Source organism: Pseudomonas sp. PB106, assembly GCF_009764645.1.
In the GTDB taxonomy this organism is placed as follows: Bacteria; Pseudomonadota; Gammaproteobacteria; order Pseudomonadales; family Pseudomonadaceae; genus Aquipseudomonas.
In genome coordinates, this window is record NZ_RWIM01000011.1 from 13,162 (window position 1) to 29,151 (window position 15,990).

Sequence of the window (15,990 nt, forward strand, 5' to 3'; positions counted from 1 at the left end):
TGTTGCAGCATTTTGTAATCGTTGCGCCGTTACGGTGGTCGAAAATGTCACGCGACGGCCAAGGCATCTGGTAAAAAGCGTTCTTTGCCCGACCTTTGGTGAAACGTTTAATGTTCCTTGCCTTCATGACCCGTCTGCGTCGCCGCCGCTTGGCGTTCGCCTTCATGGCTGCGCTGATTATCGGCGTGCCGACGAGTTGTGCCGTGCTCGAACACACCGAACGCAAGCTGCTGTTTCGCATTGAACCGGGCACGGCCGGCTGGTATCGCGGCCTGCCCGGCAGCGTGCAGGAACTCGATCTGCAACCGAAGAGTTTCAAGGCCGGACAAAACATCCATGCCTGGTGGTGGCCGGCGGAAGAACCCAATGCCCCGGCCATCCTGTATCTGCACGGCGTGCGCTGGAATCTCACCGGACAGCTGTTCCGCATCGAACAACTGCGCGCAGCGGGCTATTCGGTGCTCGCCATCGATTACCGTGGCTTCGGCCAGAGCAAGGGTGATCTGCCGTCCGAAAGCAGCGTTTACGAAGATGCGCGGGTGGCATGGGAGCGCTTCAAGTTGCTGCAACCCGACCCGAGCAAACGGCTGATCTATGGCCATTCACTCGGTGGCGCTGTGGCGATCGATCTGGCTGCAGAACTCGGCCAGGACGCTGCGCGTAAAAACACGCCACTGCCAGTGCGCGGTCTGGTGATCGAGTCGACCTTCACGTCCCTCGCCGATGTTGCGGCCGCCGTGGCCAATACGTCGCTGCCCGTGCGTTGGTTGCTGTCGCAGAAATTCGATTCCATCGACAAAATCGCTGACATCCATATGCCCTTGCTGGTGGTGCACGGGCTGGCTGACGCCTTCGTGCCGCCGCGCTTCAGTGAACAGTTGTTCAACGCCGCCCAACAACCCAAACGCCTGTTACTGGTACCCGGCGCTACGCACAACAACAGCATGGCCCTCGGCGGGCAGAACTATCGCAAGGCACTCGACAGCTTGATGCACAGCAAACCAGCGCCTCGGGTGGCCGGGCCTACAACCGTACGCAGCGCGCGGGACACCTAGCGGTAGCCGCGTGCCTGCAGATCGAACAGTTGTGCGTAATGGCCGGCAGCGGCGATGAGTTGATCGTGGCCACCCTGCTCGAGAATCCGCCCCTGTTGCAGCACGATGATGTGATCGGCATTGCGTACGCTGGAAAAGCGGTGGGAAATCAGCAGCGTCATGCGCCCTTCGCTGTGCTGGCTGAAGTGCTCGAACACCGCCGCTTCAGCCGCAGGGTCGAGGGCCGACGTCGGCTCATCAAGAATCAGAAGGTCGGCATCACGGCGCATGTACGCGCGGGACAAGGCAATCTTCTGCCATTGCCCACCGGACAACTCCTGGCCACCGGCAAACCAGCGTCCCAACTGCGTGGCATAACCCTTGTCGAGCCCTTCGATAAAGGGTGCCGCCATGCCTTGGGTAGCGGCTTCCTGCCACCTTTGTTGGTCGTTGAACGCCAAGGTATCGCCGACGCCAATGTTTTCGCCGACGCTGAACTGGTAGCGGATGTAATCCTGAAAAATCACGCCAATGCGCCGACGCAACGCGGTTTCCTGCCAATCCTGCAAATCGCTGCCGTCGAGCAGAATACGACCTTGATCGGGACGGTAGAGCCGGGTCAGCAGCTTGATCAGCGTGGTCTTGCCAGAACCGTTCTCGCCGACCAGCGCCATGCTTTGGCCCGGCAGCAGTTGCAGGTCGATGTTTTCCAGCGCCGGCCGACTGGCTCCGGGATAACGGAAACCGACGCTTTCGAAGCGCAAACCATCGCCCGGGAGGGCACCGACCGTCAGGTGGCCGGTATCGACCTGTACCGGTTCGGCCAGATATTCATAAAGGCTGGTCAGGTAGAGGCCGTCTTCGTAGAGGCCGCTGATCGCACTCAGACTGCTGCTCACCGCACTTTGACCTTGCTTGAACAGCACCAGATACATGGTCATCTGGCCGAGGCTGATCTGGCCATGCACGGTATCGATCACCACCCAGGCATAAGCTAGGTAAAATGCCGCAGTGCCGAGCAGGCCGAGGCCAAAACCCCAGCCATCGCGCCGCAACGTCAGGCGCCGATCTTCCGCATACAGCCTGGCAAACGTGTCGCGATAGCGTTGCAGCAACAGCGGGGCAAAGCCGAACAGCTTGACCTCTTTGATATAGGTTTCGTGGGACAGCAAGGTTTCGATGTAGCTTTGCTGCCGACTCTCCGGCGCGCGGCGGGTGAACAGGCGAAAGGCGTCACCGGAAAAGTGCGCCTCGGCGAAGAACACCGGCAACGCACCGACCACCAGCAACACCAGCGCCCACGGGGAAAAATGCACCAACAGAACACCGAAGCTGATCAGCATGATCAGGTTCTGGATCAAACCCAGCGACTTCATGACCAGCGCCAGCGGCCGAGTCGAGGCCTCGCGCCGCACACGCACCAGTTTGTCGTAGAACTCGGAGTTTTCGAACTGCACCAGAGACAGGGTCTGCGCTTTCTGCAAAATCAGCGTATTGACCTTCTGCCCCAGCTGCACCCGCAACAGCGACTGCTGCACCGAGAGCGCCCGCTGTGTGCCGGACAACAGTGCCAACACCCCGGCCTCGAGCAACACATAACGCAACACCGGCCCCAGCGGCGCACTGCCCTGCTGCGCATGCAACTGCATGGCTGCCACCACGGCGTCGACAATTCGCTGCCCCAACCATGCCGCCAGTGCCGGCAGCAGCCCTGCCACCAGCGTTGCCAGCACCAGCCCCAGAAACAAACCCCGCGACGTCCCCCACACCAGGCGCAAGGCGCGCTGCGCCTGATCGAACAAGGAGGTGAAGCGCGATAGGTCGGGCATGGGGTGCTGGGCTCGGCTGGTAATGACGGGACGCTATGGTACTCCAGCGCCATGATTGAATTTCAGACGGTGAGGGTTTGACGGCCAGATGCTGTACTAAAGCCGGCGTTTTTACAGCATTGCCGAGGCCGAGCGTGTATTCAACGCGCTGGCCAAGGACGGTGGCGTCGACATGCCGCTGTGCAACATGAACCAGACCCAGTTGACCTCATCCACGCACACTTCAATGGAGTGGTTGCCGCTGCCAAGAGTCCCGAGATGTCCGCGATTGTTGGTGTTGGCCACGGTAGGCTCAGGCATAAAAAAACCCGACCGTTTCGGGTCGGGCTCTGGCATCTCAACGCTGCGCCAGTTCATGCCTGACGCACTGCTCGTAATACGTCTGCTTGACCGCTGCAGGCTTGAGTTTCGAGGTACTGCTGTAAGTCTGTTCGGTGATGCCCATCGCCGTCATGCGCATCCACGGTTGCTGGAATCGACGCACCTGCAGTTGTTTGCGCGCGCCGTACAGTGAGACGCCGGACAGTTTCGATTGCTGGGCACCAGCTGCAATATCCGAACCCCAAGTGCACGCAAAGCGATGACTCTTACTCAATTCCTTCGCCTGGACTCCCGAGGCGAGAACAGCCAGGGAAAGCGTTGCAACGGTGATAACAATCGTCCGCATAGTGCCAACCTAACCTTTTGAAAAAAAGGCGATTTTGCCGGTGAAACCGCGGCTCGGGGGCCAGCAATTTGCCGCCTTTCAGAGGTTTTTTTGCGGAGGCAAATCCGCAGTTGGCGCACACCTTCGCCGCCGACACCGGCCGACTCAGTCGTTGCTCGGAGCCGCTGGTCTGATGTCCCGCACGTTCCGCACACGGACGCTTCCAAAGCAGTACATCCCCTGACTTTGGAAATCGACGTCATGAACAAGAAAATAATTGCGCTCGGACTCGCTGGCCTGATTTCGGTGTGCCCGCTTTTTTCACTCGCTGCAGAAAAAACCGGCGCACCCTCGGCACCGCCGACGGCTATCCCCGGCGTGAACCAGGGCGGATCGGCTTCGAACGAGGATAAGGCCGACAAGAAAGGCGAAGAAGCGTCCGGTTCGAACTCCGGCGCTGAAACTCACGAGACACAGAAGGATGCAGCCGGCTCCAGTGATTCCGGGGATATGAAAAAATCCGGGCAGTGAATTGGAATGCTTTCAAAACGCATCAGATGGTGGCGCTGAGCCATGAATGTTAAAGTTCGCGCTCAAAATCAGGGATGGCGCGTCATGATCAAACGTAGTCTTGTGGCAGTAGCGGTAATGTTCATCAGCCTTTCAGCGCACAGTACTGATATCTCAAAAGATGGCCTCGAAGAATGCGCACGCGTAGAAAACTCGGCCAAAGCTGTGATGAAAGCCAGGCAGGGCGGCATGCCCATCGCCGAATTGCAGGAAATGGCTGAGGCGGCAGGAAAACAAAACGACTATGTGGGCGGTTTGTATAAAACATTGATCGAACAGGCGTATGACATTCCGCAGTATTCGGATGAAGCGATGCGGGAGAAAACGATCTTTGAGTTTCACAAGAACTTTTATGGTGCCTGTGTCGTGGTGCTTGAAAGGGCTGCGAAGAAAGGCTGAGCCGATGCGTGGGTTTTGTGCAGGCAACAAATCGATCTGACTGATCGGTTTGTTGTTTTGGGAGTCGTTATGGACTTAATGGATATTGTCAGTAACCTTTGCACTGCATTCAGTAACTACCAAGGTTATGAAAAGCCACGAAGGGTTTTCTCTCGAGGTTTCGTTGCGTTCTGCGTGCTTGTCGCCGTGCTTGAAGTGGTCGCATTGAACCTCTACTACACAAAAGTCGCTTAAAGGTTGATACGCCGATTGGCGCGAATCTCGAGCGGGGTGCTCAGGGCTCTAAAGTCAAATAGCACAAAAAGGCAGCGAGAGCGTATCTGCTACAAAGGTAAAGGGTAGATCGATAAGGACGAGCGGCCCTATAAATTGGGCGAACAGATATTCAGCCTCTACACCGTCGTAGCAATCGTATGAACTATTCCGATTGGTAACTGCAGCAAGCCAGGCACAGCCACTCAACTGTGAAATGGCCAATAGCAAAATGAGCTTCCTTAGCACGTAGTTTTCCTTGTTACTTGTCTATGTGATCTGCAGACGCAATCACCAAAAGTTAGCCACCTTTCTCGAAGCCACGCGAGTCCCCTCGCCTGTGCACCAGACCGGAGAGCATACGCGCGTTAACTAAAATGCGCGTAGACAGGTGCTGAAATCTTGAAGAGGGAACAGTCGTGAAAACTGAGCATCCACGCACAATTCCCTATGACATAAAAAAGCCCAGCTCTACGTCTGGGCTAAGTAACGAAATGTCCTGTTGGATCTATCGGCTGTTACGCCGGTACAAATAGGTGAGCCCAATAGGCGCCAGAAAAATTGACACACCCCAGCAAATCATAATGGTGAGAATTTGTAGGTACATCATCAGCGAGGAGTCTAAGCCAAACTCTTTATTTCCAACAAGAAATTCGAAGGCTCTTTCGTAAACGAATCGAGAGTATGGGTATACGAGGGTGCTAACCACACACAGGACTATCAATACGGGCTTGTCCATAAGACTGAAGGAGCTGCTACCTACGACGGACAGAATCATGAGCGGAGGCAGCGAACCGAAAAAAAGCTGGCGTAGGTAGTAACTCGCGCTTAAGCCACCGAAAGCTTTAGAAAAAAATGATTGCGTACGATCCCTTCGTTTTGCCAATTCCTGCTCTCCACTGCCAATCAGCACCAATCTATATGAAAATGGCCATTCGGGAGCAATAAAAACCCGGCGCTTGGCTGGGTGGTGTGAAGAGGATGTCGATGTCACCGCGCATCGGCCGGGGTTCCCAGTAGTCCACCCTGCGCAAAGTCAACAATGTGATGCTCCAAGCCCAGACCGACGCCCCTAGCGGGTCTGGGTGCTTTGCATATCACACAGGTAGAAAAATTGAATTAGCCAGTTGCCCGCTCGGTCAAGAATTATGAACGCAGTAAATCTGACGAGGTGACAGCAATGACTATCCAAGCAGAGACACTCGTACAACTGACCGAAGCGCTCCAAGAGCGAGGCATGAATCTGGTTTCAGATGTGCACTTCACTCGCGCTCCCTACCGTTACAACCACCGCTGGATCTGCATCGTAGAGTAACCATGCTTATTGCCGGCGGTTCGGACCAACACTCCACCGCCGGCCCCACTGCCCCAGTTGACAGTTTATTTATAGGCCTATCGGCAGCCTATAGGTCTACCCCTTCCGCCGAATGCCGGTTGAGCCCCGGCTAGATCAAAACCCCACGCGGATGAAACTGCGGACTACTCCCGCTTCTTTGCATCTCGGTAATAGCTATCACATACGACTTCAAGTAAATCTTGGGTGGCCTCGGTCCGCATGCGCAGAACAGTAGTCTCAAGTTCTGCTTTGTGTTCTGGCTGCGAGGAGAACTCCCTAATGTCGTTTGCTAATTGAGTAGACATGTGTGGATGTAGCGATATGTATTGCTCTAAAGAAAGCTCCTTTTCTGGATGCTTCTGTCCGCAGACTTGGTAAAGAGCTGAACCAACGACGACCATCTCATGTTCGCTGGCAGCCTGTGCGGTCGACGCAAAAGTGCAGCCAATAAGCGCGGCGAACACGCCTATAAGCGATCTTTCCAACGGCATTTCATACTCCAGCTTTCATGTTTGGCATCAATGCCGACGCAAGCCTATCGGCTTAGTCCCAACATTTCTTTAACCCCCGACGCCGACCCCACCCGAATGCACTCCCCTCCGCGCCCAACGGCAACCAGCGGAGCGGACGAGTGCATTCGAGATTCGAGTTTTGTTGGATCAACACCCGCCACCTCGGAGGCGACCATGGCAACCAGCTATGCAGAAAATGCACAGGCCCGAGAGTGGGACAGGCGCTATGACGATTGGGGGCGCCCGAAAGCGCCGCAGGTTGAAGACTTCCATGACTACGAGGCAGCAGCGCTTCAACGCACTCAACATCAGAAGTTGATGGCGGCGCAGGAGTTGATCGACCGCAAGGCGCGGGCCACTCAAATTGCAGCAGCACTAGTCGCCTACGGCGAATTTTGGGGGCTGAAATGAGCGCTCCGCAGATCCCGGAGAACGCCGGCCTCCCCGGTACGGGCAATCACGACCTGGCCGTTGGGATGCTCGAAGGCTACATCCAAAGCATGTCCGACCCAGATTGCAGCGCACTCGCCGTCAGGTCCTCGTCAAATACGGCCCTCATGATCTTCCGCGCACTCAACATCATCAGCGCGACAGAAGACGTCACCTACACCGAGCGCCTGAACCGTGCATACGAATTCCGAAAAGGGAGAGCCGCATGACAACGCCACCGGTAAAAACGCTGGTTGATGAACAGCTAGACGACATTGAGAGGCGCATCGCGATCCTCGGCTTCGGCCTTTCCTTCAACGAAGTGATCGGCCGCAAGCGTGCGGAACTGGTTTCCAGTCTGCCGCAGCGCTTGGCACCAACCATGAAAGGCGGTCGCATCGCCGCATGAACGAATCGGCCTGGAAGAAGGCGCGGATCCGGGCGGCGAAGAAGTGGCAGGAGAAATTCTTGCGGCCAGCAGATGATGGCTTTGCCAGAATCCGAATTCACGACTTGAAGCACACCTTTGGGAGAAGGCTGCGTGCTGCAGGCGTGACTGAAGCAGATCGGAAAGCGTTGCTCGGCCACAAGCACGGGGGCATCACCAGCCACTACGGCGGCGGAATCAGATCAGCTCATCGCAGCGGCAAATAAGGTATCAGCAACCGACTCGCGCGCACCAGCGCTGACGATTCTGAAAAGGAGGGAGGCATGAATGATAAGGCCAAGGTCACTCGAAAAGTCACTATGGCATAAACGAAAAAGCCGCTCGAAAGCGGCTAAGTCATTGAATTATATGGTCGGGACGGAGTGATTCGAACACTCGACCCCTAGCACCCCATGCTAGTGCGCTACCGGACTGCGCTACGCCCCGACTGGTCTTGCAACTCGATCTTCACCTCGAAGAACGCTCAAGAATATAGCGCAAGCTTTTGAAAACTGGAAGTATTCAAACGCAGCTTTTTATTTCTTGAGAACCACCAACACGTCTTCCAACTCGGCAATCATCTGCCGAATCATCTGCTTGTATTGAGTAGTGTCGTCTTTGGCTTCATCGCCGGACAGGCGCAGGCGTGCGCCGCCGATGGTGAAACCCTGATCGTAAAGGAGCGCGCGGATCTGCCGGATCATCAGCACGTCCTGGCGCTGATAATACCGGCGGTTTCCGCGGCGTTTGACGGGGTTGAGTTGAGGAAACTCCTGCTCCCAGTAGCGCAGCACGTGTGGCTTTACGGCACACAGCTCGCTGACTTCACCAATGGTGAAGTAGCGTTTGCCTGGGATGACGGGTAGTTCGTCGTTATGACTTGGTTCCAGCATAAGCCTCAACTCGGGCCTTCAACTTCTGCCCTGGACGAAAGGTGACCACACGGCGAGCCGTGATCGGGATTTCTTCCCCCGTTTTCGGGTTGCGGCCAGGCCGCTGGCGTTTGTCCCGAAGGTCGAAATTGCCGAAACCGGACAATTTGACCTGCTCGTTGTCTTCAAGAGCGTGCCTGATTTCCTCAAAAAACAGTTCTACCAATTCCTTGGCTTCCCGCTTGTTCAGGCCCAGCTCTTCATACAGACGTTCCGCCATCTCAGCTTTCGTCAAAGCCCCCATACGTCACTTCCTTAACGTGGCGTTCAACCTTTGTTCGAGCGAGGTGAGGATATTTTGCGTCGTCGAATTCACCTCATCGTCATTAAGAGTGCGCGATGGATGCTGCCAGGTCAAGCCAACTGCGAGGCTTTTTCTATCAGGATCAATGCCTTTACCCTGATATACGTCAAACAGCCTGAGATCTGTGAGCCATTCGCCTGCATTTTCACGGATTACGTCCAGTACAGCCGAGGCCGCGACGTCCTTGTGTGCAATTAATGCAAGATCACGACGCACTTCAGGAAAGCGCGACAACTCGTGGAATTTCGGCATTTTACCGAGCGCCACTTCAGCCAGAACCAACTCGAAAACGAAGACCGGACGATCCAGACCCAAGGCTTTCGACAATTCCGGGTGAATGGCACCGATGAAGCCGACTTCACGTCCTTCGCGCTCGATGCGTGCGGTTTGACCCGGGTGCAGCGCAGGATGTTTGCCTGGTGCGAACGTGAACGAATCCAGTGCACCGGCGAAGCCAAGTACCGCTTCCACGTCAGCTTTGACGTCGAAGAAATCGACAGTGTCGCGACCTTGTGCCCAGCCTTCCGGCAAACGACTACCGCAGACCACACCGGACAGCATTGGCTCTTGCTTCAGACCCTCCAACTGACCAACGAAGCGCAGACCGCTTTCAAACAAACGCACGCGATCCTGCTGACGGTTGAGGTTGTGCTGCAGCGCCTTGACCAGACCCGGCCACAGCGACGAACGCATGGCGGCCATGTCGTTGGAGATCGGATTGGCCAGCAACAGCGGCTCTACGCCCGGGTTGAACAGCTCGAACTGACGCGGATCGATGAAGCTGTAAGTGATAGCTTCCTGATAACCACGAGCCACCAATAGGCGACGCAGCTCAGGCAGATCGCTACGCGCTTCAGCCTTGGCTTGTGGTGCCAAGCGCGCTTGCGGGTAGCGAACCGGCAGACGGTTGTAGCCGTACAAACGAGCCAGTTCTTCGATCAGGTCCACTTCCAGGCTGATATCGAAGCGATGGCTTGGCACTTCTACTCGCCATTGGCCTTCGCCGTCGGCAACAATGCCCAGACCCAGGCCGCTGAGCAAACGCTCGACCTGTGCCGAATCCATTTCCATACCGAGCATCTGAGTGATGCGCTGGGAACGCAGAGTGATCGGTGCGATCGACGGCAGATGCTGCTCGCTGACGGTCTCGATGACCGGGCCAGCTTCGCCACCGGTAATTTCCAGCAGCAGGCCAGTGGCGCGCTCCATGGCTTCACGGGCCAGTTTCCAATCGACGCCACGCTCGTAGCGGTGCGAAGCGTCGGTGTGCAGGCCATAAGAGCGCGCCTTGCCAGCGACAGCTATCTGGTCGAAGAAAGCAGACTCAAGGAATACGTCGCGAGTGGTCGCGGAAACGCCGCTGTGCTCGCCACCCATGACACCGGCAATCGCCAGCGCGCGAGTGTGGTCGGCGATCACCAGCGTATCGCTACGCAGGCTGACTTCCTGACCGTCGAGCAGCACAAGCTTCTCGCCCTCTTCCGCCATGCGCACACGAATGCCGCCATTGATTTCGGCGAGATCGAAAGCGTGCAGTGGCTGACCCAGCTCAAGCATCACGTAGTTGGTGATGTCGACGGCAGCGTCGATGCTGCGCACATCGGCGCGACGCAGACGCTCAACCATCCACAGCGGCGTCGGCTTGGACAAATCGACATTGCGGATGACGCGACCGAGGTAGCGTGGGCACGCCGCAGGCGCCAGCACTTCTACCGAACGCACTTCGTCGTGCACGGCAGGAATGGTCATGACGACTGGACGAGTGACCGGAGCGTCGTACAGCGCACCAACTTCACGGGCCAGACCGGCCAGGGACAGGCAGTCGCCACGGTTCGGGGTCAGGTCGACTTCGATGCTGGCGTCTTCCAGATCCAGATACACGCGGAAATCTTCACCCACCGGCGCATCGGCCGGCAGCTCCATCAGACCGTCGTTACCCTCACCCACCTGCAGTTCGGCTTGCGAGCACAACATCCCGTTGGACTCGACGCCGCGCAGCTTGGCTTTCTTGATCTTGAAATCGCCCGGCAGTTCGGCACCGATCATGGCGAACGGAATCTTCAGGCCCGGGCGCACGTTTGGCGCTCCGCACACGACCTGGAAAGTTTCCGCGCCATTGCTGACCTGGCAAACGCGCAACTTGTCGGCATCAGGGTGCTGCTCGGTGCTCAGCACCTCGCCCACAACGACGCCGCTGAATACACCGGCGGCCGGCGTAACGCTATCGACCTCAAGACCGGCCATCGACAGACGAGCAACCAGCTCGTCGCGATTTACCTGCGGGCTAACCCAGCCACGCAGCCATTGTTCACTGAATTTCATCCTGCTCTCCTAAGAATTCGTTACGACTAGCGAAATTGCGCGAGGAACCGCAAGTCGTTGTCGAAGAACAGACGCAAGTCGTTCACGCCGTAACGGAGCATGGCCAGACGCTCGACGCCCATGCCGAAGGCAAAGCCCGAGAACTCTTCCGGGTCGATGCCGGACATGCGCAGCACGTTCGGGTGAACCATGCCGCAGCCCATCACTTCGAGCCAGCCAGTCTGCTTGCAGACACGGCAGCCTTTGCCGCTGCACATCACGCATTCCATGTCGACTTCAGCGGACGGCTCGGTGAACGGGAAGTACGAAGGACGGAAACGTACGGCCAATTCTTTTTCGAAGAACACGCGCAGGAATTCTTCGATGGTGCCTTTGAGATCGGCAAAATTGATGTCGCGATCAACCAGCAGGCCTTCGACCTGGTGGAACATCGGCGAGTGGGTGATATCGGAGTCGCTGCGGTACACACGGCCTGGGCAGACGATGCGGATCGGCGGCTGCTTCGATTCCATGGTGCGGACCTGTACCGGCGAGGTATGGGTGCGCAGCAGCATGTTGGCGTTGAAATAGAAGGTGTCATGCATCGACCGGGCCGGGTGATGGCCTGGGATGTTGAGCGCTTCGAAATTGTGATAGTCGTCTTCGACCTCAGGGCCCTCGGCAATGCCGTAGCCGATGCGGGTGAAGAACTGTTCAACACGTTCCAGAGTCCGGGTCACCGGATGCAGACCACCGGAGGTCTGGCCACGGCCCGGCAACGTCACGTCAATGGATTCGGCGGACAGTTTGGCAGCCAGTTCGGCTTCTTCAAACAGGGCCATGCGCGCATTGAGTACGCCTGTGACACGTTCCTTGGCAACGTTGATCAGGGCGCCGACTTGCGGACGCTCTTCTGCCGGCAAATTCCCCAGGGTCTTCATCACCTGAGTCAATTCGCCCTTCTTGCCAAGGTATTGAACCCGGATTTGCTCCAGGGCATTGATATCTTCAGCGCTTTGCACAGCCTCTAGTGCTTGAGAGACCAGCGCATCCAGGTTTTCCATGTACAGACTCCAGATACAAAATAGGGGAAGAGCTTGAAGGCTCTTCCCCTATTTAAGACGTTTACCACCTGGCCCCACGGAAGTGAGGCCGGGTGATTGTCGGGGGTACTTAAGCCAAGGTGGCTTTAGCTTTCTCGACAATCGCAGCAAACACCGCTTTTTCGTTCACTGCCAGATCAGCCAGAACCTTACGGTCGATCTCGATGGACGCTTTTTTCAGGCCAGCGATGAAACGGCTGTAGGACAGACCGTTAACACGAGCACCAGCGTTGATACGAGCGATCCACAGAGCGCGGAACTGACGTTTTTTCTGACGACGGTCACGGTAGGCGTATTGGCCTGCCTTGATTACCGCTTGCTTGGCAACACGGAATACGCGCGAACGTGCACCGTAGTAGCCTTTAGCAAGTTTCAGAATTTTTTTGTGACGCTTACGGGCAATGACGCCACGCTTTACACGAGCCATGAGTTACTTCCTCTATTCTTGACTAAAATTAACGAAGGCGCAGCATGCGCTCGACTTTTGCCACGTCAGACGGATGCAGCAAGCTGCTACCGCGCAGTTGACGCTTACGCTTGGTCGACATTTTAGTCAGGATGTGGCTCTTGAAAGCGTGCTTGTGCTTGATACCGTTAGCAGTTTTCAGAAACCGCTTAGCAGCACCACTTTTGGTTTTCATTTTTGGCATGTTCGGATACTCCGCATTCAGTTGATAAACATAATCAGAAGGCCTGCCGTGCCCTGTTGATTACTTCTTCTTTTTCGGGGCGATGACCATGATCAGCTGGCGTCCTTCCATCTTAGGATGCTGTTCGACCGAACCGTACTCGAGCAGGTCAGCTTCAACCCGCTTGAGGAGTTCCATCCCCAGCTCCTGGTGGGCCATCTCACGGCCGCGGAATCGCAAGGATACCTTGGCCCTGTCCCCATCACTCAGGAAACGTACCAGGTTGCGCAGTTTTACCTGGTAATCCCCTTCCTCCGTCCCTGGACGAAACTTGATTTCTTTAACCTGAATCTGCTTCTGGTTTTTCTTGGCCGCGGCAACCTGCTTCTTCTTCTCGAAGATCGATTTGCCGTAATCCATCAGTTTGCAAACAGGGGGTACTGCATCGGCGGAAATTTCCACCAAATCCAGTTTGGCCTCTTCAGCCTTAAGAAGCGCGTCTTCAATTGACACAATCCCAAGCTGTTCACCCTCAGCCCCAATTAACCGAACCTCGCGTGCCGAGATATTCTCGTTGATCGGGGCTTTCGGTGCAGCTCGTTTATCTTGTCTCATTTCACGCTTAATAATAATTACTCCGAATCTGGGCGACCACGCCGGGAAACCGCTTGCGCGAGAAACTCAGCGAACTGGGCGACGGGCATCGAGCCCAGGTCAGCACCTTCACGAGTACGCACAGCGACAGTCTGCATCTCGACTTCCTTATCTCCGATAACCAAAAGATAGGGAACCTTGAGCAAAGTATGCTCGCGGATTTTAAAGCCGATCTTTTCATTTCTCAAGTCGGACTTGGCACGAAATCCGCTCTCGTTGAGAGTTTTTTCAACCTCTGCAACAAAATCTGCCTGTTTATCAGTGATATTCATGATCACCGCCTGCGTTGGCGCGAGCCAGGCAGGGAATGCACCTTCATAGTGCTCGATCAGAATCCCGACGAAACGCTCGAACGAACCAAGGATCGCACGGTGCAACATCACTGGGTGTTTGCGGCTGTTGTCTTCGGAGACGTATTCAGCGCCCAAACGGACAGGCAGGTTAAAATCGAGCTGCAGAGTACCACACTGCCAGACCCGACCGAGGCAGTCTTTCAGCGAGAACTCGATCTTCGGACCGTAGAACGCACCTTCGCCCGGCTGCAGATCGTACGGCAGGCCCGCAGAATCAAGGGCTGCAGCCAATGCAGCTTCAGCGCGATCCCACAGCTCGTCGGAACCGACGCGTTTTTCCGGACGAGTGGACAGCTTCATCTCGACATCGGTGAAGCCGAAGTCACGATAAACGTCCATGGTCAGCTTGATGAACGCGGCGGACTCAGCCTGCATCTGCTCCTCGGTGCAGAAGATGTGAGCATCGTCCTGGGTGAACGCGCGTACACGCATGATGCCGTGCAGCGCACCCGATGGCTCGTTACGGTGGCAGGCACCGAACTCGGCCAGACGCATCGGCAGCTCGCGGTAGCTCTTCAGGCCTTGATTGAACACCTGCACGTGGCACGGGCAGTTCATCGGCTTGATGGCGTAGTCGCGGTTTTCCGACTGAGTGGTGAACATGTTGTCGGCGTAGTTCGCCCAGTGCCCGGATTTCTCCCACAGGCTGCGGTCAACGACTTGAGGAGTTTTGATCTCAAGATAGCCGTTGTCGCGCTGGATCTTGCGCATGTACTGCTCAAGCACCTGGTACAGAGTCCAGCCGTTCGGGTGCCAGAACACCATGCCCGGGGATTCTTCCTGGGTATGGAACAGGCCCAGACGCTTGCCGATCTTGCGGTGATCGCGTTTTTCAGCTTCTTCGATGCGCTGGATGTAAGCCGCCAGCTGCTTCTTGTCTGCCCAAGCGGTGCCGTAAACGCGCTGCAATTGCTCGTTCTTGGCGTCGCCACGCCAGTAGGCGCCCGACAGCTTGGTCAGTTTGAAGGATTTCAGGAAGCGGGTGTTCGGCACGTGCGGACCGCGGCACATGTCGACGTATTCTTCGTGATAGTACAGGCCCATGGCCTGTTCGTTCGGCATGTCTTCGACCAGGCGCAGCTTGTAGTCTTCGCCGCGGGCCTTGAACACTTCGATCACTTCGGCACGCGGAGTGACTTTCTTGATGACGTCGTAATCTTTCTCGATCAGCTGCTGCATGCGCTGTTCGATGGCAGCCATATCGTCCGGAGTGAAAGGACGCTCGAAGGCGATGTCGTAATAGAAGCCTTCGTCGATGACCGGCCCGATGACCATTTTCGCAGTCGGATACAGCTGCTTGACCGCGTGGCCAACCAGGTGAGCGCAGGAGTGGCGAATGATCTCCAGCCCCTCTTCATCCTTTGGCGTGATGATTTGCAGGGTCGCGTCGCTGCTGATGATGTCGCTGGCGTCGACCAGTTGACCATTGACCTTGCCGGCCAAGGTGGCTTTGGCCAGACCAGCACCAATGGATGCTGCGACCTCGGCTACGGAAACCGGGTGATCGAATGAACGTTGACTGCCGTCGGGAAGAGTAATAGTTGGCATGGCGCCTCCTCTCCTAGTGGTGACCCCTACCAAAGGTCACGTGGGTTGGGATGAGCCAGTACAAGATCCGATCCAGGCCATTCAATGACGAACGCCTGCCTTACAGCGGCAGGAGCCTTGCGGCCAACCGGAAAACCGAACCAGAGTGACTGGGATTCAAATCGAGAATATTCGCACGTCGACCGCGCCGGGACTGGAGGTCATCCGGAGCCTGAGAACGCTTGAGCTGGGCATCCTAGCACAGATGAGCGGTCACTTAATGCCTCTGTTTGATCAGAAGGCGAATCGTCCGTTTTTATGCCAGAGTGCTGAACTTGATCGGCCCTTCAGCCCTCAGATAACAAGACATTGACCCACAAGGAGCATCCTCGCATGCGTCTGAATACCCTGTTCGCCGTAGTCGCCCCCATTGTTCTGCTGCTGCCACTGAGCGCTCACGCCGATTGGCCGAAGGGCGAACGTGAAAAGTACATGGCCCAGTGCACCCAAGCGGCGACTCCACAGATCGGCGCATCTGCAGCCAAATCCCATTGCGCGTGTGGCGCTGACGCCATCAAGTCTTATCCAGCCAAAGACATTCAGGCGCTGATGGACAATAAGGCGACCCCGGAACTGCAGCAGAAAGCGTTGGGCCAAATCGCTAAATGCAAGGCCGATACGCCGGCGAAAAAGTGACAAAAAAGGCCTGCATGACCTGCTAAAGAGACGAAAAAAGTACCCGAATTGAGCCTT

At 56.4% G+C, this 15,990-nt stretch carries 19 protein-coding genes, 1 tRNA gene and 2 pseudogenes; 8 read left to right on the top strand and 14 right to left on the bottom strand.

From position 1 onward, the window contains the following. Positions 1-110 precede the first annotated feature (110 nt). A complete protein-coding gene (locus EJA71_RS01835) occupies positions 111-1,055 on the top strand; it encodes an alpha/beta hydrolase (RefSeq protein ID WP_158953816.1) in 945 nt (314 codons plus the stop codon). Here EJA71_RS01835 and EJA71_RS01840 read toward each other — a convergent pair. The 3 genes and pseudogenes from EJA71_RS01840 to EJA71_RS01855 form a co-directional block, all read right to left on the bottom strand. Further along, positions 1,052-2,863 (bottom strand): ABC transporter ATP-binding protein, encoded by a 1,812-nt coding sequence (locus EJA71_RS01840; RefSeq protein ID WP_158953818.1) that lies wholly within the window; start codon positions 2,861-2,863, stop codon positions 1,052-1,054. The two genes, EJA71_RS01835 and EJA71_RS01840, sit on opposite strands and share 4 nt — an antisense overlap. Positions 2,864-3,037: 174 nt before the next feature. After that, positions 3,038-3,154 (bottom strand): annotated as a pseudogene (locus EJA71_RS01850) (RtcB family protein); the annotation flags it as partial. A 46-nt stretch (positions 3,155-3,200) separates the two neighbouring features. Further along, entirely contained in the window at positions 3,201-3,530 is a 330-nt protein-coding gene (locus tag EJA71_RS01855; RefSeq protein WP_158953820.1) for a hypothetical protein, read from the bottom strand. Positions 3,531-3,770: 240 nt separating this feature from the next. Between EJA71_RS01855 and EJA71_RS01860 the strand changes: the two genes are divergently transcribed. Both EJA71_RS01860 and EJA71_RS01865 read left to right on the top strand, forming a co-directional pair. Continuing rightward, positions 3,771-4,040, top strand: a complete 270-nt coding sequence (locus EJA71_RS01860; protein ID WP_158953822.1) for a hypothetical protein — start codon at positions 3,771-3,773, stop codon at positions 4,038-4,040. 42 nt (positions 4,041-4,082) lie between these two features. Next, on the top strand, positions 4,083-4,478 hold the full coding sequence (locus tag EJA71_RS01865; RefSeq protein ID WP_256671466.1) for a hypothetical protein: 396 nt from the start codon (positions 4,083-4,085) through the stop codon (positions 4,476-4,478). A 288-nt stretch (positions 4,479-4,766) separates the two neighbouring features. Here the strand turns inward: EJA71_RS01865 and EJA71_RS01870 are convergent, their stop codons facing one another. Further along, entirely contained in the window at positions 4,767-4,979 is a 213-nt protein-coding gene (locus EJA71_RS01870) for a YceK/YidQ family lipoprotein (RefSeq protein WP_158953824.1), read from the bottom strand. A gap of 1,230 nt (positions 4,980-6,209) precedes the next feature. Continuing rightward, positions 6,210-6,557, bottom strand: a complete 348-nt coding sequence (locus EJA71_RS01875; protein WP_158953826.1) for a hypothetical protein — start codon at positions 6,555-6,557, stop codon at positions 6,210-6,212. A 195-nt stretch (positions 6,558-6,752) separates the two neighbouring features. On the opposite strand from EJA71_RS01875, the gene EJA71_RS01880 reads away from it, so the two are divergent. The 4 genes and pseudogenes from EJA71_RS01880 to EJA71_RS27325 all read left to right on the top strand — a co-directional run. After that, entirely contained in the window at positions 6,753-6,989 is a 237-nt protein-coding gene (locus EJA71_RS01880) for a hypothetical protein (protein ID WP_158953828.1), read from the top strand. Then, the gene (locus EJA71_RS01885; protein WP_158953830.1) at positions 6,986-7,237 is read left to right on the top strand and encodes a hypothetical protein; all 252 of its coding nucleotides are present in this window, start codon (positions 6,986-6,988) and stop codon (positions 7,235-7,237) included. Before EJA71_RS01880 ends, EJA71_RS01885 begins: the two co-directional genes overlap by 4 nt. Then, positions 7,234-7,416 (top strand): hypothetical protein, encoded by a 183-nt coding sequence (locus tag EJA71_RS01890; protein WP_158953832.1) that lies wholly within the window; start codon positions 7,234-7,236, stop codon positions 7,414-7,416. Before EJA71_RS01885 ends, EJA71_RS01890 begins: the two co-directional genes overlap by 4 nt. Then, positions 7,410-7,722, top strand: a pseudogene (locus EJA71_RS27325) (site-specific integrase); the annotation flags it as partial. The gene EJA71_RS01890 and the pseudogene EJA71_RS27325, both read left to right, overlap by 7 nt. 82 nt (positions 7,723-7,804) lie before the next feature. On the opposite strand, the gene EJA71_RS01895 reads toward EJA71_RS27325, so the two are convergent. The 9 genes from EJA71_RS01895 to thrS form a co-directional block, all read right to left on the bottom strand. Continuing rightward, positions 7,805-7,881, bottom strand: a tRNA-Pro gene (locus EJA71_RS01895). An 89-nt stretch (positions 7,882-7,970) separates the two neighbouring features. Then, complete coding sequence (locus EJA71_RS01900) at positions 7,971-8,327, bottom strand: MerR family transcriptional regulator (protein WP_003179985.1); 357 nt, start codon at positions 8,325-8,327, stop codon at positions 7,971-7,973. Next, positions 8,308-8,610, bottom strand: coding sequence for an integration host factor subunit alpha (gene ihfA / locus EJA71_RS01905; protein WP_002553164.1), 303 nt, complete (start codon positions 8,608-8,610; stop codon positions 8,308-8,310). Before ihfA ends, EJA71_RS01900 begins: the two co-directional genes overlap by 20 nt. Before the next feature lie 3 nt (positions 8,611-8,613). Then, positions 8,614-10,992: a phenylalanine--tRNA ligase subunit beta gene (pheT, locus tag EJA71_RS01910; protein ID WP_158953834.1), complete on the bottom strand. Its 2,379-nt coding sequence runs from the start codon at positions 10,990-10,992 to the stop codon at positions 8,614-8,616. A gap of 26 nt (positions 10,993-11,018) precedes the next feature. Continuing rightward, positions 11,019-12,035, bottom strand: a complete 1,017-nt coding sequence (gene pheS / locus EJA71_RS01915; RefSeq protein WP_003226365.1) for a phenylalanine--tRNA ligase subunit alpha — start codon at positions 12,033-12,035, stop codon at positions 11,019-11,021. A 109-nt stretch (positions 12,036-12,144) separates the two neighbouring features. Then, positions 12,145-12,501 carry a 50S ribosomal protein L20 gene (gene rplT, locus EJA71_RS01920; RefSeq protein WP_007913489.1) on the bottom strand — a complete coding sequence of 119 codons (357 nt, stop codon included), beginning with the start codon at positions 12,499-12,501 and terminating at the stop codon, positions 12,145-12,147. Between the two features lie 28 nt (positions 12,502-12,529). Then, positions 12,530-12,724, bottom strand: a complete 195-nt coding sequence (gene rpmI, locus EJA71_RS01925; RefSeq protein WP_002553160.1) for a 50S ribosomal protein L35 — start codon at positions 12,722-12,724, stop codon at positions 12,530-12,532. A gap of 60 nt (positions 12,725-12,784) precedes the next feature. After that, entirely contained in the window at positions 12,785-13,336 is a 552-nt protein-coding gene (gene infC, locus EJA71_RS01930) for a translation initiation factor IF-3 (protein ID WP_170947229.1), read from the bottom strand. Beyond that, a complete protein-coding gene (gene thrS, locus EJA71_RS01935; protein WP_007913488.1) occupies positions 13,336-15,258 on the bottom strand; it encodes a threonine--tRNA ligase in 1,923 nt (640 codons plus the stop codon). The genes infC and thrS overlap by 1 nt, the downstream gene beginning before the upstream one ends. 372 nt (positions 15,259-15,630) lie before the next feature. Between thrS and EJA71_RS01940 the strand changes: the two genes are divergently transcribed. Beyond that, positions 15,631-15,933: a hypothetical protein gene (locus EJA71_RS01940; RefSeq protein WP_158953836.1), complete on the top strand. Its 303-nt coding sequence runs from the start codon at positions 15,631-15,633 to the stop codon at positions 15,931-15,933. Positions 15,934-15,990: the final 57 nt, after the last annotated feature.